This window comes from Natrinema soli, from assembly GCF_028618695.1.
Genome location: NZ_JAQIVI010000149.1, coordinates 22,890 through 47,102, shown reverse-complemented (window position 1 = coordinate 47,102; position 24,213 = coordinate 22,890). Strand labels below are relative to the sequence as shown.

Sequence of the window (24,213 nt, the reverse complement as noted above, 5' to 3'; positions counted from 1 at the left end):
TCATCCAACAAATTATTGTGCTCGGATATGGGCAGTAGTGGTTTCGTATGGTGTTATATAGCCGACAAGTTGATGGATTACCAATTCCAAAGGGTGGATGGCGAGGGGGCATGGATTCAGTCGTTGCCAGACAGAATCCGTCCGACATTAGACATACGGTCCCTCGTCTTCCGAGATCGAATCACGTTCCGACGTGAAGCCAATAGCCATATTGTCAGACCCGATTTCGGTCCCACCCAAGTCGATACCCATTGACTTTGGATGGGGGCTCAACGCTGGCCTCTGGCCGGCGTTTCTGTGATGCGAGAATTTATACGGGAAGCCGCGGCCAACGCCGGCGATCTCTCTGGACGATCATCGCGAAGACCTCTTGATCGCTATTGCACTGGCCGAGTTTTCTGTCCACTACGAAGCTGCTGATCCCGAACTCGCCGTGCATGCCTGGCAACTCGCAGCGAGCCGCCTCGTCGATCGCGACGTCGAGCCCGCCGAGGCCGTCGACGCCCTCGAGATCGGATAGCTATCGCTCGGTGTCTAATCGTCTCGAGAAGACCTCAAAAGGCCGCCCGGATGGGCGCAGGGGGGATGGCCGCCGGGCGGCATGGAAACTGGATCTGTGGGGTTTGGTGCTGATTGTCGCGTGGTGGGAGCGCGACAGTGAATATGTTCGTCCTTTCCTATATCAATCTCGCTCCGATTCCAAGTGCGTTGGAATCGTCCTACTGATCCTTTGAAATCCCACCGAGATCAAGTTCGACATGTCAGCTATCGTCCTAGTTGCCAGCGAACGATAGCCGCCAGTTCTGAATGGGATAGGTCTCCGACTTGAAACTCGCCACTGCTGGCGCATCGATCGTCACGGTCTGGGAGCCCCTCTCGAGTCATCGATGAAGGACTTGCCGTCCGGAACTGATCGCTCGAGGATCGAATCGGGGAAGCACGCGGTATCGACGATCGTCGCGAAGACCTCCTGATCGCCGTCGCACTAACCGAGTTCAATGTCTATTACGAAGACGTGGATCCCGAACTCGCCGAGCAAGCCTGGCAGCTGACTGCCAACCAGCTTGTCGATCATGACGTCGGACCCACCCCTGAGTGATACATCACCTAATAGATGGGAGCTCAACGCTGGCCTCTAGCCGACGTTTCTGTGATGCACGATGTTCTATGCAGAGCACCAGTCAACGCTGTAGAGATCCCTGGGTGACACAGAGTTAGCACTTTGAGGTTGGAAAACGCGCCGTGGGAGAAGAAAACTACGGTCCCTACCCGGTAGCTTTCCCCAGGCAGCGCGAAACGCCATATCACGATCGCGACGTTATGTGGGGAGTAACCCCATGCTAATATCGTTTTGCTGAATACCATTATTCTTCCGACAGAGACATTGTATATCGTGGATGCTATCTTCACCGACAGTGACATTGTAGATTGTGGATGCTATATTCAGGAAGTAGCCGTGTGCATGCGTAGGACATCAAATTCAGAGGGTATTGAATCGGTTGGAAAAATGGGGTAAGGGGACACAAAGCTTATGCCATGAGTGGTAAGTTGATATTAATACCCCTATCCGGAGGCCCGTCGGTATGCGGCGAGATGTCGATACCACGTGGACGGTCGCTTCCGTTGAATCGCACGCAAACTAACGCAGACACGACAATAACAAAAACATAATGACAAACGAAACGACCTATCGCGACAAGGGACGTGCAGTCGTCCTGGCAGCGCTTATGGTCCTCTCTGTTGTTGCCATGACCGTTTCCTTCACGGGTGCGGCGGCAGCACAGACGGCGACAAACGCAGATGCAACGATCGATGCAAACGATCTCAACGGAGATAACGTCTGGATCGGACAACAAGTAAATATTACAAACCTCCAGTCACCTGCTGACCTGACGCAGGGTGGCGACGTGGTGAAAAGCCTTCGTGTTAACGACGGCTCCGCCATGCTCGACACGAGTGACCTCAGTGCAGGACGTTACAACATTGAGGTGGATGGTTCCAGTAACGGATCCATCTGGATCAACGAACACGAAATCAGCACTGGTTTCAATAGTAATACTGTCGTTCAGGGCGGCAATGCTGGCCTCACATACGAAGACGTGAGTGACTACGCACGCCGCTCTGGTGACGCAGATAACGCAGTTGAGGTCAGTGTCACTGGTGAGTATGAGGGAGAAAACCTCAGCGATTCGGAACTCGCCGCCATCTTCGATAACGCTGACGCTGGCACTGGTGATGCTGCGGACGACAACGCAGTCCTTCTCACTGGCCTCAACAATCAGTCTGGAGAAGCTGCCGAAGAAAATATTGCGACTACCTTCGGCGACAGTGAAGAAGCCGGGAACTATTCCTTCACGTTCGACGTGACCGACACGACGGCCTCGGATACTGCCGAGATTACTGTCGTGGAACAGGGTTCCTCAGAAGTTAACTTTGGTCAGACCACCTACCAAGGTGTCGCTGGTGACAATGTCGAAATCGATCTCGACCTCACCAACACCAACAACGCGTACCTCAACCTGACCCACGAGGGCACTCACGTCGCAAACATCAATGTTTCCGATGTCAACGAAGAGGACGTGACTGTTGTCGTCGATACGTACAACGGCGAGATCGTCAAACTCCTCGATGGAGACGGTGAGGAAATCTCGAGCAGCGACTACGATGCAGCGAACACGGAATTCGACTGGGCAACCTCACAGACGGCGCTGCCAGCAGTCGAATACGACCTTGAGGCTCAGTACGATCCCGCAGAAGACGTTACTGACGGCGCACTGCTGATCCTCAACGACCGATCCACTGACGGAATCACGACGCATGTCGCACCGTCGGAGATCGATTACGACAGCGATAATCCTGAAGACTTCCTTGGATCTGCGACCGAGCGCGACTATGTCGCAAGTGGTGACTACCTGATCACACAGGTTGAAGCGACTGGTATCTACAGCCAACTTCAGGCTACGGGTGCGGACTCCGGTCTGAACAGTGGCCAAGGTCTCAGCCTCACATACGAACGACAGAGCACCGGTGCGTTCGATACGACTGAAACCTTCACCCTTGCTGACCTTGACGACAAGGGAATCAACTATCACATTTACGAGGACGCTGACAATGGAACGTTCTACGTGATCTTCAACACTGCTGACCTCGCAGATGTCAGTGATGAGGACTACGATCTGTCCGCTGGAGAAGAGTGGAACGCTGAGTTCGAAGTTAACGGCACCGAAAACGCCTACGTTGACGAGGACGAAGTTGAGACCGTCGATACAGACTTTGACGTCGAAGCAATCAATACCGAACTGACCGGGGAGTTCAACGAGGACGACCGTCTGCAGGTCTCGAACAGCGCAGAATCCGAGATCAGCGCGCAGACTAACCTCGCGCCTGGTACGACAGCTGACTACTACGTCCGCTTCCAGACGGAGGTCTACGAGCAGGAGACCACCGTTGGAGAGGATGGTATGATCTCCGCAACGTTCGACTTCAGTGACCGTTCCGCCGGTGATGAGCTCAAGACGGTCCGCGTCAGTCCCTCTATTGGCGATGCGGCTAAGAGCAGCGGCATCATCGTCGCTTCTGAACCCGAACCTGAGGCAAACATCTCCATCGACGGAGAACTCACTTCCTCTGAGGTTCAGGTTGGCGAAGAGGGCGAACTCGTCGTGACCGTCACCAACAGCGGTGACGCCGAAGGTACTGTTGACTTCCACGTCGACATTGGCGACGAGACTATCACCCAGGAACAGCTCACCCTCGCAGCTGGTGAGGACGTCACTCGCACCTATACTGACTTCAACACCAGCGAAGCAGGCTCCGAAATCAGCTGGGAAGCCCACGCTGGTAACGCCACCGACGAAGGTGCGCTGAGCGTCGTCGAGTCCGACGACCCGGGCAACTCTGACGACTCCGGCTCCGACGACTCCGGCTCCGGCGACTCCGGCTCGGATGACTCCGGCTCCGGCGACTCCGGCTCGGATGACTCCGGCTCCGACTCCGACGACGATGGCACGCCCGGCTTCGGTGTCGGCGTCGCTCTCGTCGCACTCCTCGGCGCTGCCATGCTGGCACTCCGCCGTCAGAACTAAGCTGTAGAACTACCGGATCACTCCGGCCCTAACTTCCGCGGTTTCTTTTATTGGGCGCTATACCCATCAGCGACAGCACCCGATACCGACAGCGGAGTCGGAATAAATACGGTTGTGAAACCCCAAGCCCGTTCTATTGTGACCTCACTCTATGACCAGCTTGCCGAGTGCCCCCAGACGAAAATCAACGTTGGGGGGTTATCCTACGACGAGCGGGCCGAACTCCGCCAAATAAAAGTCACGCAGTCAACTGATCTGACGAACAGTGGCGGTGCAGGTCGGTTCACGACCGTCTATTATCTCGAGGGCGATGAGCCCCAAGCAGCGGAAGTGTTCGTCGAAACGAACCGTTCGCAACTCGAGGGGATCGATTTCTCGAAGAAGAACGTCGTCCAGCGCGGCGTCGAACGCGAGGTATATGACTGGATCCTGCACACACTCGGAAAGCGTGAGCTGGAGAAATACGAATCAGTTGTTCGGGAAGTACGACCAGACGAGAACGTGACGTGGGTGATCAGCTGCGACCATTTCGACGCCTATCCGATGCGTCGGTACTCAGTCGGCGAAACGCCATCAGTACGTATCGATGGGACATCGCTTCGAAAGCTCTACGACGGCTTTGGCGAGGTGATCACGGCAGCCGACCTTGAGGGGTATGATACCGTGGAAGGAGATGTCCGCTACGTCCTCGAGTACTACCGTGTTGCCGACGGGTTTGCATGTGATCCCATCACCCATGAGGGAGAGATGTCGATTGAAAAACGCGATAGCTGACGCTATCTCTACCATGTGAGTTCTAATTACTGTTGGACGGCCAGTGAACGTGAGGTCGAGAGATTACATCCGTTTGTGTACATTTAGCAGTCTCGCTGGCCGATTCCTCGAGATCAGTGTAATAGTCAGCACCAACCATCCCGTTGGCCACGACGTCGAGACCGTCGGCGAACTTGAGATCAGGCAGATATCGATCTAAATCAGTGTATAGTCTCCTCGAAACCCCTCAGAACGCCCGGAGGGCCGGGGGCAACGGCCGCCGCCGGGCGAGGCTGAGAGTAATGTCAGACAGGCGTGATTGGAGCGCCCTTGTCGCGCGGTGGGAAACGCGACAGTGTATCTGTTCGGTGCACGCTTATCAACTTCGTCCCGATTCTAACTCTCTTAGAATCGTCACTGCTTGTCACACAACCGTGTAGTGATGGGGTCGACCATACAAGGCCGTCGCGTACTCCGTTACACCCGGTCGCTCGCCGCGTCGACGGTTGACTGAATCTGCTGGACCGTCTCCTCGACCCGTGATCGCGACCCCAGCCGGAGCGAGAGCCGCTCCGGTGTGACATCGAGGCTGTAGACACTCATCACCTCGCCGGCGATCCCGTCGACGTCCAGCGCCTCAAGGAGTCCACCGACGCGGTCGCCGGCCGGGATCTCGACGTCGGCCTCCCACCGTGGCGTCGAGGTCGTATCGACGATTAGCTTTGCGGCGAGCTCGCAGCCGCGCTCGGTGGTAATCGCGTTGATCGTTTCTTCGCGATCGTAACGTGCCTCACCATCATACTCGTCGGCCTCATAGCTGTCCGAAACCTTGTAGTCGTACTCGACCTCGAGCGTCTGTCCATCGGCGATGCTTCCGTTTGAGAGCACTTCGAGAGTGCCAGTGGGTTTTTGGATGATATAATCTCTGAGGTACTCGTACCGTTCGCCCGTATCTGCGTCTCGAACTGCCTCACTGCCTGAAACAACGTATTGGTTCTCGAGAGCGATGGGGTCATCGAGGACAGCGTCGACAGTCTCGCGGGCCGTCCGAGCACCACCCTTAACCGTACAGCGCAGCGTCCGATCGCCGCGCTTGGTCACGGAGTATGAGGACAGAGAGAGGTCGCGGTCACTCGAGCGCTGGCCGGCCTGCGCCCAGTGGATGACTGTCTGGTCGCCGTCTTGTCGGACTTCCCACAGAGAGTCGGAGCGGTCCGCCCAGTTGGTCAGAATGTCCCTGATGTTGGCGTCTCGGGCGTCGTTGATGACCAGCGGCGTGTCGTCCCCGTCCATCCGTAGCTCGTAGCTCTCGATCCGCTGGGGTTCGTAGCCATAGCGGGGCGACTGCGCACGCGCACCATTCGGTGAGTAGCCGCCGGCAGTCAGACGTGTCCGGAGGTTGGCGCCGGATCCTTCGAAGTCGGCCGACACCGAACTCGTGTTCACCGCCTCGATCCACGTGCGGCCACTGTCGTTCGAGACCGCGATCGCCTGGTTACCGGTCGTGTCGTTCCAGACCATATCAAGGTATCCCGTTCGGACCGAGTAGACGGTCTGGGCGTCGATCGACTCGACCGCCGCCGTCTCGTAGTCATGCGGCTCGTCGAGATATCCGTTGGCCTCGTGGACGTTGCTCGAGAAATTATCGCTGGTGTAGTAGCGCATATCGTGCAGCGAGACCACGTCGACCTCGACCTCGTCGCCCGACTGGGTGCACTCGACACGGAGGTAATAGTTACCAGGGACGAGATCGCCGCTCGTCCAGGTCTCGACATCGCCGCCTCGGTTCGTCGCGCCACCATGCCAGAGCGGGCCACTGGTCGCATAGCTGGCAGTCACAGCAACACTCCCGACGAGATCGTCAGTTCCCGCGTCGTAGATTTGGATCTCGAGTTGGGCCTCGTTCTGTCCGTTGTCCATCGCTCGGATTGCAGTCCCGACCTCGTTTTCAGCGATCGTGTGCTCGATAGTGAAGTTGTCAGTTTCGATCCAATCGCCGGCGGACGAGAGCCCCAGGCCATCGCCACCGGAGAACTCGTCGTTACCCGCCTGACCAACGTTGTTGATCATCGGAAAGCCACCCTCGCCGGCGTCGAACAGATAGGCTGTCTGCGTACGCTCAAGGGCATCGGTGCGTGGTTCGATAGGATCCGGTCCGCCGGTGTCAAAGTACTCCACGAACTCCTCGCCTGCCGTCGCCGCCTGGAGGAGAGCGTCGGTCACCTCCTCAACCACAGGCTCGTCGACGACCGCCATGTAGTCCGTCTCGGTCGTGATGAGATCCTCGGCGAGTACGTGCGCCTCCTCCTGGACGACGTCGCGATCCACCCGCCGTTGGAGTTGCGTGCCACCGATGCCGACCAGTTCCGTCTGGCCGGGGTCGAGAACGACGTCTTCGAGCTCACCGATCGGCTGACGATCGCCGTCCTTCCACACCCGCATGTCTGCGCCCTCGTAGGCTTCGAGCGTGTAGGCCTCGTTCCGCGGAACTGGGATGCGGGCCCGCGGTAGGTCATTGACCCGCGGCTCGAGGCGGGCATCATCCAAGACCTGTGGCGTGATCGTCTGCCCCGACGGATGGTCGATCTCAATGTGCCAGCCGCTCGAGCCTGTTGACGACTGGACAAGTCCCGCGTCAGCGGTCTCGACGCTACTGCTGACTGTGCTGTCGGCGTACTGCCACTGTGTGAGAGTTCTCACGTAGTATTCGTACGGTCGAATAGGGGCGACACCACCGTCAGCGTACGACGCTGCGTCTGAAGCAGCACTCCCAACAAGGTCCCAGCCTGCGCCGTCGTACTCGTAGTCGGCACGTCGACGATAGATCTGATGGGAGCCACGGAAGTCGTTATTGATCGTCCACTGAACGTCCAGCGAGGCCTCGGCGACGTTCGCGAACGTCACGTCACTTGAGGCGCGCAGCTTTGTGAGCTCCTCGGCAGCGATCCACTCGCCGTCGACATGCTCGGTCTGCGTTCGGATTCGAACGCTGTACTGCTCGCCGCCGAGGATGTTCTGGATAGTGTGCTGGTACGTTTCATCCCACGGAACCGTCGCCTCGAACTCGTAGGGAGGGTGGTTGCCGTCCGGATTGTCATCACGAAGTTCGATCCGGAACTCGCCGTTGTTGATACTGGCGCTCCAGTTAGCGATCAGTGATTCGGCGTTGCTCGCGTCGAGGGCGAGCGACATAACGTCCGGGAGATTCGTGGTGAATTGTGTCGGCATCAGTTGTCCTCCGTTGTGGTGTGCTCAGTCTGTGCGACGACCCGTGTGTCGTATAGCTCGCCGTGGAGAAGGTTGGCGACCGTCTCTGTCTCGGTGTTGCGAGCGAGGGTGCTGAACGTCGTCCACGACCCCGCATCGGACTGTTTAAACTCGACCCGGGTATCGCCGTAGTCGTGGTTGTCAGTCCATGAGATCGTCGCGCTGTCGATCGTGACGCTGTCGACGGCGAGATTCGTCGGTGCGGGGAGGATGGTGACGATCGTACTCGTCGCCCCCGTAGAGTTCCAGAACACATCTGTCGAGCCGTACCGGGGTTGTATGGGAGCGACTCGAGGTTCGATCATGTACTCCTCCCCATCCGTGAGACCGGTGATCGTGTTCGATGTCCCACCGTTTTTCGATTGCAATGTGCCGTCGAGGTACAGGTCCCCAAACGGACGGCTGGCCTCCTGAATCGCCATATTATCGGTGAACGAATACGTGATCTCGCCTTCACCAGTCGTCTCGAGCGTGAGACCCGTTGGTGCAGCGGGTCTCGTATACTCGTGGAGATTGTCGGAGACTATCACGCGATCGAATGCGACGTAGTCAACGCCACCGCCCTCATCCCGACCGACGCGGATGCGATTATCAATTGCGAGGTAGCTGGCTGGGACGGCAGCGTGATACTCCATCCAGCCTTGTCCGTCGTATTCCCATCCCCACTGTCTGAGGGTTTGCCACGTCGAGCCGTCGTACCACCAGAGGTCCCCGCGTTCGCTCGAGTTGTCGTTGCTGGCCGTCTGAACCGTCACCCGGACATGGACATCTGACTGCCCTGAGAGATCGCCGAGGCTTTTCTCGACGTAGCCAGCACCGCCCATCTCGACGGCGAAGCCACCCGTTTCCGGGGTTCGGGCACTATCACCTGCTACGAATACGGAATCCAGCGTATCGGTGACCGTCGCAGAGCCGCTGGTTGCGTCCCACGCCGAGGCATCGCCACTTGCGAAGTCATCGTCGAAATAGACGTTGAATCGATTTCCGTAATCGGCGTAGACATCCGCCGAGTTTGGGTTCGACGGGATATCTGTTTCGGCACGGAACTGGTAGCGAGCATCGTGCTGGAGTGCCACCCCCGCCTGATAGCTCGTTCCGACGGTATATTCGATCGTTACATCACTGTCTTTCGTATCCGGTGACCCACTGATCAGATGACTCTCGGACGCTGAGACGGTGTCGAACCACGTCCACGCCCCGTAGCCACTCCCTGTATCCTCTCGGTATTCGAGGCGGAGGTTGGTAGCGAGATCCGACTGAACGGTGTAATGGAACCGGAACGTCCCAACATCTGGTCGGGTGACACTCAGGCCATACGGCGGAGTTGCCGTGGTGAGGACGGTGTCACTGGAGACCCAATCGGTCGTTGTTCCGTCATCGGTCGCCATCCGAACCCGGAACTCAAACGCGGAATCCATGCCGACAGAGCCATCGTAATCGATCGCACTCCCGGCGGAGCTTTCCGGGGTGTAGGTCGCTGAATAGCTGCTCGAGCCATCTTCGGCGACTGTCGCTGGACCCCCAGCCGGCGACACCCAGCCGGCCCCGTCGCGGTTGATCTGGATCTCGTAATCGTCGGGGCTATCGTTCGTATCTGCTTTGTCCCACGAGAGCGTGATCTGATCGTCGGCATCGTAGGTCGCCGTGACGTTCGTGACACCCTCGAGCGTGTAGACGGTGACCTCGACGTAGCCATCTCCGCTGTTCGTTGCTGTACTGGGCGTTTGGACGGTCCCACTGCTGTCGACGTGAGCGGAGCCACCACCGCCGCCAGTGACTGCGACGACGTTTTGATCGTTGACTGTGTCGGCATCGCTGGCTGCGTTCCCACCGCCACCACCGTCATGTCCGCCACCTCCACCGCCTGCGGAGCCGGCACAATTGCCGAACGCTTCTTTTTCTTCGCGGAATACACCGGTCCCACCGACACCGTCCGCATTAACGCCAGCCGATGCCCCGGAGGTAGTCGCTGACGCATTGCCACTTGAAACAGATGCGCTGCTCGAGTCGCCTGTCCCGACCGCACCCACGCTGACAGCTGTATCGGCGTTTTGTGTGTATGAAAGTGAAGTCCCAGCGCCACCACCGCCTCCGGGGCCAACGATCAACGCATTGCTGATCGTTGCGCCGGCTGGGCGGATGTCGGAGGCCCCACCGCCACCGCCGCCTATGGGGGGTGTGTCATACGTACTTCCCGAGAGATCTTCCGCTCCGCCGCCGCCATTGAATCCACCACTTCCGACGGATCCAGCGTCCCCGACGTAGATATCAAACTGATCGCCGTTAGTGATCGATAGCTGTCCTTTCGTCACATCACCATCGCCACCGGCGGATGTTTCATACCCGCCCTGTCCGACTGATCCGGCTGCGCCCCCGGCTTCGACTTCAATCTGATACGCTCCGGCCGGAGCCGTCCACGAATGCTGCCCGACGGTTGTATACGTTGTTGTCGTTGTCCCCATCTACAGGCGCACCTCTTTTCGCGCCGTCAGCGTTTTCTCGGCCTGCGGATCGACGATGCTCGTCGACGCGATCGGCGAGAGCCAGTTCTCGAGATCCGCGTCGACCGGCCCCGTCTCGTTTTCGGGCAGCCCGAACAGGACGTCCTCGGCACCTCGAGCGACGATCGCGTTGAGCGCGAACAGGGTGCCGCCGATGTCGAAGGTCAGCTGGGCTCGAACCCGAGCCATCGCGACCGTCTCGAGATCGATGTCGAACAGCGTGACCGTCGACGGCTGATCTGCCTCGAGGCCGACCGTCGTCCAGGCGCCGGTGCCCGAATCCCAGGTCTCGGCCTCGATCGTGCCGGCGGCCTCGTCGAGACGGAGTCGAAGGAGCCCGGTGTCGATGACGAGCTCGTGATCGAAGTCGTGCTGGGTCGAGAACAGCTTCTGCCACTGGAGATCTCCGTTTCCGTCCTTCTTGCTGGCCTGGCCGAGCGTGTCGTAGACGCGGACGTCGACGTTCTCCTCAGCTGTGTAGGGGATCTCGTAGAGCAACGTCGGCGGTTCCTCTTTGAACGGCGGGGGTGCATACCAGGGGGCGTCCTCGAGATCGTAGATGTCGATGTCGCCGAGCTCGGCGCTGCGGGTCTCGACGAGCGATGCCGGAACTCGAGTGCCGTCCCCATCGGCGTTGAACCACTGGACCTTGCTGGCGGCCGATGGGACGCCGACGTGGGCCGTGAGGTCGGCACCCCACGCGTCGCGGTCCAGTTGGCCTGGCGTCGTCTCGAGAGCTCTCCAGTTGTCGTTTCGAGTGCCTTTCTTGGAGAGTGAAAGTTCGTAGCGCTGGGCCTTGCCTGTCTGTGCCTCTGCCGGTCCGATATCTTCCTCTTCGACGACGTAGTAGCCGTCAGCTGGCGTTGCTCCATCGACACCGGCCAGTGGGACAGCCTCGAACCCAGATGCTGACGAGAGTTCTTCAATCTCCGTCGCCATCTTCTCCGCATATCGACCGCGGTAGACGCCGTCGAGCGTCTGGTCGGCTGGATTACTCGAGAGCTGTTCTGCGACCCCACCATCTTGATTGAGGATACCGGACTGCGCCAACTGCTGGCGCTGTCGGTTTCCGAGTTCGGACTGCGAGGCGCTCGCGACGATGAGTGTATAGAGTTGTAGGTCTGGCATCGGTCATGCCTCGGTCTGCTTGCTGCCGTCGAGCGATCGGTTGAGGTCAACCGTCTCGACGAATGTTCCCGTAAACTGGTACGTATCCGCACTTTTGCGTTCGAACTTCGGCTGCTCGAAAACGACATCCAGCGGCTCGAGGACGCCGTCAGTAGAGTATTCGCCGTACTCCAGCGTCGCTGGCGTCAATGAGTCTGCCCCAGCGACGCGTGTATAGTGCTGAAAAATCTGAGTTTTCTGGAGGGCCGTTCCTCCAGTGGCCGTCGTCGCGCTGAACTGGGTCGGATCGTTGGACGAGCCCCACTGCAAGACGTTTCCATTTTCATCTTCCGTTGCTTCCGAGTTCACGTCCGCCCGGAGTCCGATCGCGTGAGTTCCTCCACCGAGATCGAGGTGGATGCCCTTGCGATCGGGCTCGCCATCCTCGAGAAGACCCCGGAGGATCGCAAGTGCTTGGTCGAGTCCGCTGTCGAGGAGATAGCCCGTTCGGACTTCGTCATCATCTTGAGGATTGACGAACGCTTCGAACACCCCCTCTACGGTACTGTTTCCGAAGTCTGCCGGAATTGTGAGTGTGAATGATTCTGACATGGTGAAATGGCCGAATTCTTATGTGCGAATAGTTGGATATCGAGAACATGACGCCACCGACGGTAGGCAGTTGCCTACAATTCCCTTTCGGAGTTATGGGTTAAGCGCCCTTGATAGCTTCTCCAGTTCCTCCTCTACCTCTTTGAATCGTTTCTGAACCTCGCGCTCGAGATCGGATGTATCTGCGTTGATCTCGAAGCTATTCGTCTGTTCAGCAGTGACGTTGCGGCCACTTTGATCTGTGCCGGACTCCTGGCTACTGGACGTTGCCTGCTGCTGTTTGGCTTTAGCCCCTTGTCGATAGGCCTCAGCAAGCATCTGGTTGAAGATGCTTGTGCCCCCGCTGTCGCCTCCATTAGATCCCCCTCCACCACTATCGCTTTGGGATTGGGTTTCGATATCGTAATTGTCCAGATCAATAGTTCCGGGGCTTGGACGCACATTGGTCGGCGACGTCTTCCACTGGTTTGGATCGTCAGCAGGACGCTTCTCTGGAGGGTTGTTTAAATTCCCGCCGGGGAAAATGCCGTATGCTCCCCGAAATCGTTCGAGCATCGACTGATCTTTCCACGGGTTCTCTCCGTCCGGGAACATCTCATCAGGAAGCGCTGCCGCGTCCATCGCTGGAGTTGTTGCAGAAGCAGCCTTCGGTCCGGCTGCTTTTCCACCAAATTTCACAAACTGCTGGCCTGCAGCATATGCCCCTGCAGCAGCCCCAGCGATCCAAGGGCCCAGCCCCCCACCGTTGCCGCTCGGAGAGCCATCTCCAGACGGACTACCAGTTCCAACAGGCGACCCGGTCGGAATCGGAATCCAGTCAGGTTTGTCGATCGTGATATCAGGAATACCCCAGTCATCCGGCACCGGAGACGGTATTTCCCAGTCGTCTGGCACTGGCGAGGGCATATTCCAACTTTCAGGGACTGGTGACGGCATGTTCCAGTCGTCTGGGACTGGAGAGGGCATGTTCCAGTTATCCGGTACCGGGGACGGCATGCTCCAGTTATCCGGTACCGGAGACGGCATCTTCCAGTCGTCAGGAACCAGATCGGGGATCTGCCAGTCCGTCGGAACGGGCGATGGCATTTCCCAGTCATCTGGGACCGGGCTGGGGATGTTCCAGTCTCGAGGGTCGAGCTTGCCGATGGCGTCGCTGATACTCGAACCCAGGCCTGAGAGCAGCATTGACCCGAGGCCGACGCCACCGATCGCGAGGCCGAGCACCCCGCCGGACAACCCACCTCCACCGGCGCTGCGAGCCGTTTGAGCGTCTTTTTCGGTGATGTCGGCGAGTTGGCGGAGCAGGTCGTTACGCTCGCGGTTGAGATCGAGGTTCTCGGTCCAGTGGCCGTCGATTCCGGCGAGGTGGTCGTTCCGCGTCGTGTCGAGCTGCCGGCCCATCGCCCGCTCGCGGCCGGCCATTCGACCACCGCCGCCAGAGCGGCTGCCAGTCGTCGAGACCCCGACCTCTACCTCGACGCCACCGAGTTCGTCCTCGATCGTTCCACGAGCCTTGCGCAGGCTATCCGGTGAGACTGTGACGTCGAGTGCCGCTGAAGTTGCAAAGTCGGACATGTTCTTAGAAGGGGATACCCCCGGACTGGGCCTGATTAGTGTACGGGAGGACAATCATGAACGCCTCGAGATCGCGCCACGCGTAGTCGGCGATGTCTTCGGGCGAATGGCCGCGGGCCATCAACAACGCTGTCGCGAACGTCACGACGACGTCTGGTGGTACTGCTCGGTTTTCTCCTGCAGCAACTCGTCGAAGTTGCCCCCGTTCCTGTTTCCCACTGTGCTGAGGTCGTTGATGCGACTTTCGAGCCAGTCGGTCATCTGCCGCGGCAGGTTGCGAACGGCCGCACACTTCGCATCGTAGTCTGCATCGTCGTCGACGAACGGCGCCTCGTCGATACCCTTCGCGACCCAGAAGATCGATTCGATGTTGTTGGTTGACTTCGTCGGCGTGATCGTCTCCGAGCGCAGATCGTTGCCGCGGTCGTTGACCTCGAGGGTCTCTGCCGTTGTGAGACCGGACAACGAGAACTCGACGTCACTGCCGAACTCGTCGCGGACCCAGTCGAGGCCGCCGAGGTAGCGCTCGATTTCGCCCACCTGCTGGCCGAGCTTGAGATAGTCTGCGTTCTCGTCAGTTCGTTCATCCGGGTGGATCTGTGCCATCTCGTCCGCCAGTTCCTCTTTTTCGTCCTCGAGATCGGCGACTGCCTCCTCGAGTGTGAGAGTTTCAGATTCCAGTGGCATGTGTAGTTAGGCGAAGGGGTCGGCCATTGAGACGTCTGCACTGGCCGTGACGCGGGTTGGGTAGAGTTCGATACCTTCCTGAACGCGCTCGTCGCCCGACGGCGGGACGTTATCCCAGCCGTAGGTATTCGTGGTGACACCCTCCATCGAGAGAGTGATCTGATCGCCATCGCCACGGGTGAGTTGGAGTTTCCCTGGTACACCGTCGATACCGGACGATGTCGCCGGCGCGTTCGAGTTGCCATAGGCCAGCGTGACGTTCGAACTCGTCTCCTCGGTCGCTATCTTCGTCGCGTTCACCGTGTAGTCGGCATCGCCGGCGACTGCGTCGACGGCCTTGCGGTTCCAGCCCTGGTCGAGGCTTCCGCCGTTGGTGATGTCAATCGACCCGCTCTGCATCTTCTTCTGAGTCGTCCCGTCGACGGTGAACGATCCGCCGTGGTAGACGTACGGCGACTGGTCGCCGCCGACAATCGTGCCAGGCGTCATGGTCGTATTCTTCGTCTCGTCGGCGTAGACGAGCGTCTGCGTGACACGGGCGTTCGAGTTCAGTGAGACCTGTAGTTGCAGCTGCGTGGTGATCGCCGCCTTCGGGACACGCTCAACGGTGTTCGATCCGATGTCGACACCGATGAACCAGCGCGAAGTCGGCATCTGACCGCGCCCCATCGACCACTCGAGGACGCCGTCAGAATCGTCGTCTGTGTGATTGCTGACGAACGCGTCGGTCAGCATCCACGGGTGGACAAGGTCGTACTCGAGTGCAAGTGCGCCTTCGAGGTTCTGTGCGATCGACTCGACTGCCTCGTTGTCGTCCGGGAGTCGCGACCGCTCAAGTGCGTTACTGAGTTCGATTTCGTTGACCGAGGCGTTGCGCCCGGCGTGGACGTACGTTGGTGTCGACGGTGCGGTCAGAAAGCTCGGTTCCCGGGTCCAGCAAACGCTGGTCGTTCCGGCTCCCGTCATGCTATTCCTCCATCAGTCTGCGTATGTTGTTTCATGATTATGGTAGTTCCTCGTGGCCCTGGAACACGACATCCGCCTCCCAGCGGTAGAAGTCGCGATACTCGTTGGACTGCGGGTCCTCGTTCGTCACGAGCAGCGTGTGATACTCGGTGTAGGGAACGTCCGTCTCGGGGTAGCTACGGGATCCAAGCAACGTCCGCCGAATTTGCCGTTTAACCATGGTGAACGGGACGCCGTTCGTCCCGTCCGGGTCGACGTGTCCGTGGAGTCCGCCCTGCGACGTCATTCCCTCGAGGCGAAGAGCGACAACCGTCTCGAGGTCGTGATCGTACTCGGAGCCCTCGGGTTCTGTCGCCCGGTCGGCCAGAGTTGCGCCAACGAAGATGCCGCTCTTGAGATCATCCTTACGCTTGTGCATCGGCTCGTTGAAATCGAGGCTCTCAGAGCCCTCGTAGACGCTGCTGTCGTCGCGGTTGACCCGCTTGAGTGCGACCGGGTTGCCGTTCCGGTTCGTGTAGTTGGCCGTGAGGTCGTCGACGACGCTTCCCAGCTGCTTGAGGACCCAGTTGACTTCCGTGGTCATGATTCGAACCTCCGACGGACGTAGTTCAACGAGTCGCGGATGAACCGGGACTCCGGCAGTCCCGACGGCTCGGTCTCAGGGAGGAACACGCGCCACCCCTCGCCTTCGCGATCGTACTCCTCGCGGACCCACTGCGGTGGATCCTCCCAGATGAACGAGAGGACGTCCGCGTTCCTCGCCTGGACGACGTGGTCGACAGTTCCTCTCTCGAAGAAGATCGCCGGCTCCGGCCAGCCCCAGCGGACGAGGACGCGACCCTTACACCTCTCGACTCGGGTCGTGCCGGCCTCGATGATCATGCCGACGTCGTAGTCGTGTCGCTGTCCGTACGCCTCGAGGAGATCGTGGGCGTGGGACTGGACCTCCGGCGCGATCACATCGCGGGCCCGCTGCTCGACGTCGTCCAGGAGCGCATCGCGAAGGTCGCCCTCGAAGTCGGATGCGAGTTCCATCAGCGGTAGACCTCGAGGAGTTCCTCGGCTGCTGACTCCATCGCCTGCTTCTTGCTCTCGGGGTTGACCAGCTGGCCGTTGTCCGGGATGCCCAGCGCACTCTCGTCGTCGATCAGTAGCTTCGCACACGCCCGCATCGCGACGGCCTTGCGGACAGTGTCCGGGATCCCCTCGTGGCCGTAGTCGAAGGTGACGTAGACCGCGTTCGAGTAGGATTCGAGCAGCGGCTCGTCGTCCTCGTCAAGCAGGTTCTCGGTGTCGAGATACAGCTGCGAGATGCCTCCGTTGTTGATCCGGAGGTAGTAGTCATCACCGAGTGCGTCAGGCCACGTGCCGCCGCTGTACTCGCTGCTCCCGACCCAGTCCTCGTAGCCGTCCGGCGTCCGAACGAGCAACTCCGTGATAGACTCGGCGTCGCGACGGTCCAGTTTGATCCGAGTGTACGTTCCCTGCCATGTTTTCGGCGTCACAGGCTCTCCAACGATGGATGCCCCACCGGTCGGGATATCCTCCTCGTCGTCGCGACTCTTCGGCCCGGTCGGGAGCAGTCCGTGGGTGTCCTCGTCGGGCCGCGTTGAGACGTACCAGTGTCGAGAGAGTTTCTTCTCGAGCCACTCGGTCTGGGCCGTGATCGCATCGACGACGATCTCATTGCCTTCCGATGCGAGCTCGCCGGTCAGCTCGGACTTTTGCTTCGCCCGACGGACGTCGTCGACGGTGCAGTATCCAGTATCGGGCATGGTTACGAGGGGTTGGCGCGGACTTCAATGCTGTACGTGACGCCGTTGCTCGAGGTGACAGAGACGGCCTCGCACTGCGGGATGTCGAGCGTGTAGGACTGCGCCTCCGCGAGCGTCCGCTCATCGGCCTGGTAGGTGCCAGCAGCGCCCTCGAACTCGATCGTGAGCGTGTCGTCAGCCGATCCCTCGAGGTTCTCGAGGTCGACGCAGACGACCGGGTCACGGAGGCCACTGATCAGCTCCTCGACGGCCGTCGCAGCCGCGAGGCTCTCGGAGTTCGCGAGGATGACCGTCTCGTTCCATGCGGCCATCGGTTACCCCTCGATCTCGGCACGACGGACACCGATCGCGTCGTGAACACCGGCTCGGTCCTGGCCCTCGCGTTCGGCATCCCCGACGGCCTCGAGGCGATCGTCGAAGCGACCGCTTTCGAGTTCCTCCTCGAACTCGGGGATGGTCATCCCGTCCAGTTCCTCGACGAGCCCGTCGTCTTCATCCGACGCTTCGCCTTCGTCGCTGGCGTCGTCATCCACGTCCTCGTCGGGATCGGTGTCTGTCTTCTCGATCGCCTCCTCGTCGACGTACTCGAAACTTCCGACGTCGACGACCAGATGCTCAGCCAGGCCTGCAGAGACCTCGCCGACATCACCAGGCTCGAAGGTCACACCGCCGGTACGATAGCGACCGCCCTCGTCAGTGTAGCGTACTGTTTCCATAGACGGTCACCTTAGACAGCCGTTGTGCTGAGCGAGACGATTCCGGTGCCTGCCTCGTAGCCCCGATACTCGTCCGCGGTCGTGTTGTACCACATCTCGCCGCCCTCGAGATTCGCCACGGCAGGATCAGCCGAGAGCCGAGTGATGATGCGATTCTCCTCGAGTGCAGTCCGGACTTTTTCGTTAGTAGTTGTCATCGTCGGCCCTCTTAGACCTCGATACCCGTTCCGAGGACCGCAGCTTCCTCGTCCTCGATCGCGAAGTCGTCACGAACCCGCATGAAGTAGCGAGCGAAGAGGTCGTTCTCGGCGACCTTGTCCGTCTCGGTGAGAACGCGGATCTCGACCTCGTCGTAGAGGCCGTAGATGAAGTTCTGCGGGTGCGTGAACACCGCAGTATCCTCGGGCCACGCGGCGACGCCGACGACGTCGTAGGAGAACGGCGTGATGTCCTCGTCGCCGAAGATGACGGCCGAGCCCAGCGGATCCTCGCGCTCGGTCAGCGCCATACGGTACTGCTGAACCTTGTTCTCGTTCATGTAGAACACGGGCTCGAACCGGTCCGAGCGCAGGTACTTGTTCGGCATCGCCTGGATCGACTGGTCGAACAGGCTCGTGTCGACCGGCTGGGCGTTGCCGTTGGCGTCGGTGTGGTCGTAGGTGCTCGTGTCCGCCGAGTTCGAGAGGATCTTCAGCCAGCCGTCGTTCTGGTTGAGGAACGCGTCCGCGTCGGCCTCGTCGCCGTTGATCCCCAAGTCCTGGGTGTCGACGGCGAACTGCCGGGCCAGCATGTCCAGGACGATCTCGTCGACGTTGTCGAGCGTGTCGTCGACGGACTCTCGAGAGAGATCGTACGCGAGGGTGCCTTTCTCGACGTCCAGGCTGACGGCGTCAGTGTTGACCTCGCCCTGGCCATCGTTGCCGGAGTTCTCGGCCGAGCCACGCCGCATGCGCTCGCCGACGCTGATGCGGGGCAGGTCCATCTGCGGCCGCGGAAGGTCCTCCGTTCGGGCCCCCTGGAGCATGGTCGCCGAGTCGACGACCTTCTGGTACCAGCTCTCGAAGAGATCCGGCGGCAGGACGCCGCCGGCCATGTCGGTCGTGTCGAGCTTTTCGACTGCCTTCTCGTTCTGCGTTCGAGTAGAAGTGAGATTCTGACTCATCGTTAGTTACCTCGAGCCTTCCGCGGGTCCAGCGTGAAGCCGCTGCCCTTCTCGGACTCTTCCGATTCGCTCTTGCCGATCTGCTGCGTGTCGGTGCCCGTCTGCTTCGAGATCGCGTCGATGCGCGCCTCGAGGCTCTTCGCCCACTCAGGCTTGTCTTCGCCGTCGTCGTCGAGCGCCTTCTCCTCGATCTCGTTGATGCGTTCGTCGAGGCTCTTCGCCCACTCGGGGGCGCCAGCCATCGAGTCGTCAGCGTCGCCGGCGCCGGCGTTCTTCTCCTCGCTCTCGAGGTTGTCGATACGGTCGTTGAGAGCCTTCGCCCACTCGGGGGCGTCAGCCATCGGGTCGTCTTCGTTGCTCATGTCAGTAGAATCTGAGTCGTCCGGCATGTCGCCGCCGGCGGCGTTCTTATCATCCTCTTCCTCGTCTTCGTCGTCCTCGGGCTCTGCCCACGTCCGAGCGCTGTGGTCGGAGAGGTCGAACGTCGTGTCCTCCCGATCGGTGAACCGAGTCATCCCGTGATCGACGCCGGCGTCCTGGAGGATGTCCAGTGAGGCGTCGATCGTCGCGTACAACGAGTGCCGGTTCGACGTCGAGAGGGTGCGTCCCTCCTTCTCGCTGCCACGCTCGCGACCGCGGTCCGGGGCCTCGGACGTCTTCGATGAGGTGTTGTCATCGGACCCAGATCCAGAGCCTGGAAAGGCGCTAAACGCAGCCTTTCCGATGCGCTCGAAAAAGGATGCCTTGCCCGGATCTCCCGCGCCCTCGATGTCGACGGCCCGGTTGAGGTACTCCCAGAGGCGTTCGGCCTCCGATTCGGAGTGGCCCCGCTGCTGGGCCTCCTCGAGGAAGCCGTCGCGGTTACCGAGGTGATCGGACAGGCGCTTGTCGGCCTCGGACTTCGTCTCGAGGATCATCGCATCCGGAACGGCCGGGATGTCGACGGCCGAGACCTCGCGGATGATCCCGTCGACGAGCTCCCAGACGAGTTGGTCCTCGTCGATCCGATCGGGCACGGTGACCTCGTCGGGGAGGTCGTCCTGTTCCATCGGATCGCCCCAGTGGACGTTCACCGCACCGATCGAGTAGCCCTCGAGGATGCCGTCGGCGACGAGTTCCCAGAGCTCCTCGTCTTCGAAGCGCCACTCTTGGATCCACGCGCCGGCGGGGGCTTCCGTACCGCCGATCTCCGTAGCCTCCTCGAGCACCTCGTTACGCTCGAGCGTAGCGTGTTCGTCGGGGAAGACAGCGTGCATGACGCCGCCACCGGCCTCGCCGACCGCCTCGAAATTGCCGAACTGCTCGGCGAACTGCTGGATTGTCTCGGGCCGTTCCCAGTCGCCCTGGAGATCGACCGCGTACGGCACCATCACGATGCCGGTGGCAATCTGCTCCTCGTCATCTTTCGCGACGAAGTCGACGTCCTTGCGTACGGTCGACTTGTCGGCTTTACTCACGGGAGGCATGGGTCAGTCCTCCGCACTGTCGTCATCAGCGGCCTCCGCGTCGGCGTCCTCGAGTTTCCGGGCTTGACCGGTGGAGAGGACGCCACGCTTCTCGCCGCGCTCTTTGTTGCTATTGTCGCTCATAAGTCAGATCCCGGTCAGGCCTCGCTCGCACGGGGAGTCGGGGCTCCCGTGCTCATGGTCATCGGCATCGACAGTTCGCGTAAGCTGCTACAGCGGGATGTCGTCGGGGACATCATCCGAGTCTGGACTAGGCCCCTCCGGAAGGCGATCGTGGTGGTTGGTGATCTCCACATAGTCGTACTCGAGGCGGACATTTTCGTAGTGGTAGCTGCCGTGACTCGAAGCGCTGTTGAGCGCCTCCCAGATGGCTGCCGGGACGTCGACGTAGGCGTAGAGGCTGTTCTGGCCTTCATCCCTCTCGAACGATATGTAACACTCTCGAGTTTCGAAGTCATAGAGACCCTCGGCCAGGTTCGAGCTGCTGAACTGCGTTTGCTCGATCGGATCCTTCGTTGCGACGCCGTCGACGACGTCCAGATCGGACTCGACTTCCGACCAGTCGCGCTCGCCGATCTTGTTCTCCTCCGGCGGGAATTGCTCCTCGAGCGTCGGTTCGTCGTCCCCTGGAGGCCCCTGACGTCCGCCGAGTTCCGCCAGCAATGTAGTGCCGTCGACGGGATGGTCGGCGGGCAACGGATCCCAGCCAGCGGCCTCTCGAGCCTCGTCTATCGTGACGGCCCGGCCCGCGGCGTCGACGCGGTTGCGAGCGATGCGGGCGTTCTTCTCCGGTCGATCAGCTCCCCTGAGCTCAAATTTCAGGGTCCAGTCGTCGACGCCGAGTGCGGTCTGGTGGAGGATCTTGTAAAGCCGGGCCTCGAACTTCTTCTGCTCGGGGGCGATGACGTCCTCGGCGAACTCGCGGACCTGCTCTTTCGAGCGGTTCGAGGTGTCGGTCACGTTGATGAGAATTGGTGGGACAGAGTGTACTTTGCTTATTTCGTGTTCGTTGCGCTCGCGGAACTTCTGGAACTCCATGTCGAGATCGTCGCGAGAGCCGACCGGCACCAGTTCGATCTCGATGTCGTTGCCATCCTCGCCGGTCAGGTCTTTCTCTTGCTCGAACTCTTCGACCTCGAGGATTGCCGTCCGATAACGAGTCCCCTTTAGGTTGTCCATCAGGTCCCGGAGCTCGTCCTTCGAGTCTTCCGTGAGCGTCCCTCCGGTGACCTTGACGACATAGTACGGGATACCGTGGTGGTCGAAGAGGTCGTGGTTCCACTCCTTCGCCGCTTGATCGGCCCCCATCGTCTGCATGGCGGCGACCCAGTCGGGGATCCCGTAGTACAGCGAGAGCGGCGACGGATTCGGGATGAAGATGAGTTCGTTCGCCGGCCCGTTATCGAGATCGCCAGCACTCGAGGCAGTGTCACCGTTCTCCTTGTCGACGAAGATCGGCTCGCGATCGTCGTCATCGCCCTGTCCGCGGTATCGGTCACCGGCTTCGCCGAAGTAGCGACGTCGTCCCTGTCGGACCTGCAGGTACCCGTGGCCCCGCTGGACGACCTCCCTTTCCTCACCGTCCTCAGTCTCGGTCTTGGACGTCGTCTTCCGGACCCGGACTGTCGTCGCGGGAACGTGCGCCAGGCCGATCGGCGTGCCGTCGCCCTCGACGAGGATCTCGAGTGCGGCCCAGCCGATGCCGTGGTAGTCCTGCCGGGCGAGCTCGAGGACCTCCTCCGGTGTGGAGGCGGCCGTCCCTTCAGGACCGATTTGCCAGCGGGAGTTGGCGCCCTGCCAGAACGTTTCGACGTCGTCGTGGTCGTCTCCGTCCGGATCCGGTTCGTCAGCCTGCGGGTGAGGCACGATCTCGAAACCGTATCCGACCTCGTAGCGGGACTTCTTCCGGACGCACGCATGGTGGGTCTCGTTCAGCTCTTGGAAGGCCGCCAGCGTCTCGGGGTTGTACGGCGGCTGGATCCCGAGGCCGGCGTCGATCGAAATCCGACGCTCGTCGAGTTGCGTCGTCTCGCGGGCCTTGTCCATCGTCTCCCCGTTGCCGAGCGTGTCGACTGAGAGCGATACTTCAGAGGTCTCCTGCGTCTCGTCGGTCGTGTCGTCGCTACTCATGATTTATCTGGTAGATTAGCATTAGTTGGCAATACGATTCCTTTATCCAGTCTATAGCTCGTAACTAACTCAGAATTTTGTTCAATAAGTGGTATAAGCTGAACGCCGAGGTATCTGTCATATAGAAATAGTTTTCGTAGAGTCGTGCTGAATAGATAGCGCTTATCCAGCATATCAGACGAGCAGGTCGGAAATTTTGAGCGCGGAATAATGCCATTCACACCGGGGACTCCCAACACGCCGATGGCAACATGTTGACCACAACTACCAATCTGGGTGCAGGAGTAACAGGTGATATGCAGACACCGGAAGACACACTCACCCGGCTGTATGAAGATGTTTGGAACGGGTCAAACCCAGATACAGCAAACGAATTAGTGCATGAAGAGTACCATATCCACGACCGGGAACTGGCAGCCGAAATGCAGGGGCCCGCCCTGTACAGGGCACTGGCACGCGGAACACGAGACATCTTTCCGGACATGACGGTCACGATAGAGGATATACTGGGGGCTGACGAGAAGGTCGCACTGCGATGGACGATGACAGGCACCCACGAGGGAGGGCCGATGTTCGGTGTCGAACCAACCGGACAGGAGGTCGAACTCACGGCCATCGAGATAAATCGCTTCGAGGACGGGAAGCTCATCGAGACGTGGACGCAAAGCGATCAACTCGGACTCGTCCAACAGTTGGGCGGGGAGTTAGAGGACAGTTGAGCCATAGCAACTGAACCCATGCCACAGGCAACACTGAAAATCAAGTCCAACGAAGCACTCGTTACCCTGTCAGAGCAATATCCTAAAACCGAGTTCAACGTGCTGGGTGCATGGCCGACTGATGGCAAACTCAGGGTGCTCGTCGAAACGTCTACTATTGAGTTGCCCTCTCTCAAGGAGGCGCTTTCAGCGATCCCCACTCTCACCGATGTCGAAATCAGACATTCGACAGCCGAGAGGATTCTATTCGAGGTGAGTACACCAACGCCTCCACCGCACGGAGCAATGGCGGATTCGGGGGTCGTTCCCTCGTTTCCGCTACGACTGGAAAACGGATGGTTTGTCGGCGACATCACGGCGTCGCGGGAGCAACTCTCGGCGTTCCGCGATGAGCTGGACGCTGGGGGAATAGAATACCACCTCGTCCAAATTTCTGGCATAGACGGGGCGGGGGATGCACTTACAAACCGGCAACAGGAAGTCGTCGAACTGGCAGTCGAGCACGGGTATTATGACTCACCTCGGCGATGTACGTTGAGCGATCTCGCTGACCGACTGGACGTAAACAAATCCGTTGTCAGCCGAATCCTCCAGCGGGCAGAGAGATACATCATCACCGCGTACTGTTCTTCGTGCTGACCTCATGCTCTGTATTTAGCAAGCTGTTTTTGGCAGACTCCGGGGGGATCGAT

General features: G+C 59.9%; 21 protein-coding genes. 5 read left to right on the top strand and 16 right to left on the bottom strand.

Annotated features, from left to right (window positions below):
• The first annotated feature begins 340 nt into the window (after positions 1 to 340).
• The 3 genes from PGX04_RS10620 to PGX04_RS10610 all read left to right on the top strand — a co-directional run bounded on the left by PGX04_RS10620 (position 341) and on the right by PGX04_RS10610 (position 4,859).
• On the top strand, positions 341 to 520 hold the full coding sequence (locus tag PGX04_RS10620) for a hypothetical protein (protein ID WP_273738549.1): 180 nt from the start codon (positions 341 to 343) through the stop codon (positions 518 to 520).
• A 1,150-nt stretch (positions 521 to 1,670) separates the two neighbouring features.
• Positions 1,671 to 4,085, top strand: coding sequence for a BGTF surface domain-containing protein (locus PGX04_RS10615; protein ID WP_273738465.1), 2,415 nt, complete (start codon positions 1,671 to 1,673; stop codon positions 4,083 to 4,085).
• 138 nt (positions 4,086 to 4,223) lie between these two features.
• A complete protein-coding gene (locus PGX04_RS10610) occupies positions 4,224 to 4,859 on the top strand; it encodes a hypothetical protein (RefSeq protein ID WP_273738464.1) in 636 nt (211 codons plus the stop codon).
• A gap of 456 nt (positions 4,860 to 5,315) precedes the next feature.
• Here PGX04_RS10610 and PGX04_RS10605 read toward each other — a convergent pair whose 3' ends face one another.
• The 16 genes from PGX04_RS10605 to PGX04_RS10530 form a co-directional block, all read right to left on the bottom strand.
• Positions 5,316 to 8,066 (bottom strand): fibronectin type III domain-containing protein, encoded by a 2,751-nt coding sequence (locus tag PGX04_RS10605; RefSeq protein ID WP_273738463.1) that lies wholly within the window; start codon positions 8,064 to 8,066, stop codon positions 5,316 to 5,318.
• A complete protein-coding gene (locus tag PGX04_RS10600; protein WP_273738462.1) occupies positions 8,066 to 10,417 on the bottom strand; it encodes a fibronectin type III domain-containing protein in 2,352 nt (783 codons plus the stop codon). Before PGX04_RS10600 ends, PGX04_RS10605 begins: the two co-directional genes overlap by 1 nt.
• A gap of 150 nt (positions 10,418 to 10,567) precedes the next feature.
• The gene (locus PGX04_RS10595; protein WP_273738461.1) at positions 10,568 to 11,734 is read right to left on the bottom strand and encodes a hypothetical protein; all 1,167 of its coding nucleotides are present in this window, start codon (positions 11,732 to 11,734) and stop codon (positions 10,568 to 10,570) included.
• Between the two features lie 3 nt (positions 11,735 to 11,737).
• Entirely contained in the window at positions 11,738 to 12,325 is a 588-nt protein-coding gene (locus PGX04_RS10590) for a hypothetical protein (RefSeq protein WP_273738460.1), read from the bottom strand.
• A 93-nt stretch (positions 12,326 to 12,418) separates the two neighbouring features.
• Positions 12,419 to 13,900 carry a hypothetical protein gene (locus PGX04_RS10585; protein WP_273738459.1) on the bottom strand — a complete coding sequence of 494 codons (1,482 nt, stop codon included), beginning with the start codon at positions 13,898 to 13,900 and terminating at the stop codon, positions 12,419 to 12,421.
• Positions 13,901 to 14,041: 141 nt separating this feature from the next.
• Positions 14,042 to 14,587, bottom strand: coding sequence for a hypothetical protein (locus PGX04_RS10580; RefSeq protein WP_273738458.1), 546 nt, complete (start codon positions 14,585 to 14,587; stop codon positions 14,042 to 14,044).
• Between the two features lie 6 nt (positions 14,588 to 14,593).
• A complete protein-coding gene (locus PGX04_RS10575; protein WP_273738457.1) occupies positions 14,594 to 15,553 on the bottom strand; it encodes a phage tail tube protein in 960 nt (319 codons plus the stop codon).
• Positions 15,554 to 15,590: 37 nt separating this feature from the next.
• Entirely contained in the window at positions 15,591 to 16,136 is a 546-nt protein-coding gene (locus tag PGX04_RS10570) for a hypothetical protein (protein ID WP_273738456.1), read from the bottom strand.
• Positions 16,133 to 16,588 (bottom strand): hypothetical protein, encoded by a 456-nt coding sequence (locus PGX04_RS10565; RefSeq protein WP_273738455.1) that lies wholly within the window; start codon positions 16,586 to 16,588, stop codon positions 16,133 to 16,135. The genes PGX04_RS10570 and PGX04_RS10565 overlap by 4 nt, the downstream gene beginning before the upstream one ends.
• Entirely contained in the window at positions 16,588 to 17,328 is a 741-nt protein-coding gene (locus PGX04_RS10560; protein WP_273738454.1) for a hypothetical protein, read from the bottom strand. The genes PGX04_RS10565 and PGX04_RS10560 overlap by 1 nt, the downstream gene beginning before the upstream one ends.
• Positions 17,329 to 17,330: 2 nt before the next feature.
• Positions 17,331 to 17,639, bottom strand: a complete 309-nt coding sequence (locus tag PGX04_RS10555; RefSeq protein ID WP_273738453.1) for a hypothetical protein — start codon at positions 17,637 to 17,639, stop codon at positions 17,331 to 17,333.
• A 3-nt stretch (positions 17,640 to 17,642) separates the two neighbouring features.
• Positions 17,643 to 18,044, bottom strand: a complete 402-nt coding sequence (locus PGX04_RS10550) for a hypothetical protein (protein WP_273738452.1) — start codon at positions 18,042 to 18,044, stop codon at positions 17,643 to 17,645.
• Positions 18,045 to 18,055: 11 nt separating this feature from the next.
• Positions 18,056 to 18,241 (bottom strand): hypothetical protein, encoded by a 186-nt coding sequence (locus tag PGX04_RS10545; protein ID WP_273738451.1) that lies wholly within the window; start codon positions 18,239 to 18,241, stop codon positions 18,056 to 18,058.
• A gap of 11 nt (positions 18,242 to 18,252) precedes the next feature.
• Positions 18,253 to 19,206 (bottom strand): phage major capsid family protein, encoded by a 954-nt coding sequence (locus tag PGX04_RS10540; protein WP_273738450.1) that lies wholly within the window; start codon positions 19,204 to 19,206, stop codon positions 18,253 to 18,255.
• A gap of 2 nt (positions 19,207 to 19,208) precedes the next feature.
• Positions 19,209 to 20,672, bottom strand: a complete 1,464-nt coding sequence (locus tag PGX04_RS10535) for an XkdF-like putative serine protease domain-containing protein (RefSeq protein WP_273738449.1) — start codon at positions 20,670 to 20,672, stop codon at positions 19,209 to 19,211.
• A gap of 210 nt (positions 20,673 to 20,882) precedes the next feature.
• Positions 20,883 to 22,802 (bottom strand): phage portal protein, encoded by a 1,920-nt coding sequence (locus PGX04_RS10530; protein ID WP_273738448.1) that lies wholly within the window; start codon positions 22,800 to 22,802, stop codon positions 20,883 to 20,885.
• Between the two features lie 296 nt (positions 22,803 to 23,098).
• Here PGX04_RS10530 and PGX04_RS10525 point away from each other — a divergent pair, with 296 nt between their 5' ends.
• Complete coding sequence (locus tag PGX04_RS10525; protein ID WP_273738447.1) at positions 23,099 to 23,521, top strand: ester cyclase; 423 nt, start codon at positions 23,099 to 23,101, stop codon at positions 23,519 to 23,521.
• A gap of 18 nt (positions 23,522 to 23,539) precedes the next feature.
• A complete protein-coding gene (locus tag PGX04_RS10520; RefSeq protein ID WP_273738446.1) occupies positions 23,540 to 24,160 on the top strand; it encodes a helix-turn-helix domain-containing protein in 621 nt (206 codons plus the stop codon).
• Positions 24,161 to 24,213: the final 53 nt, after the last annotated feature.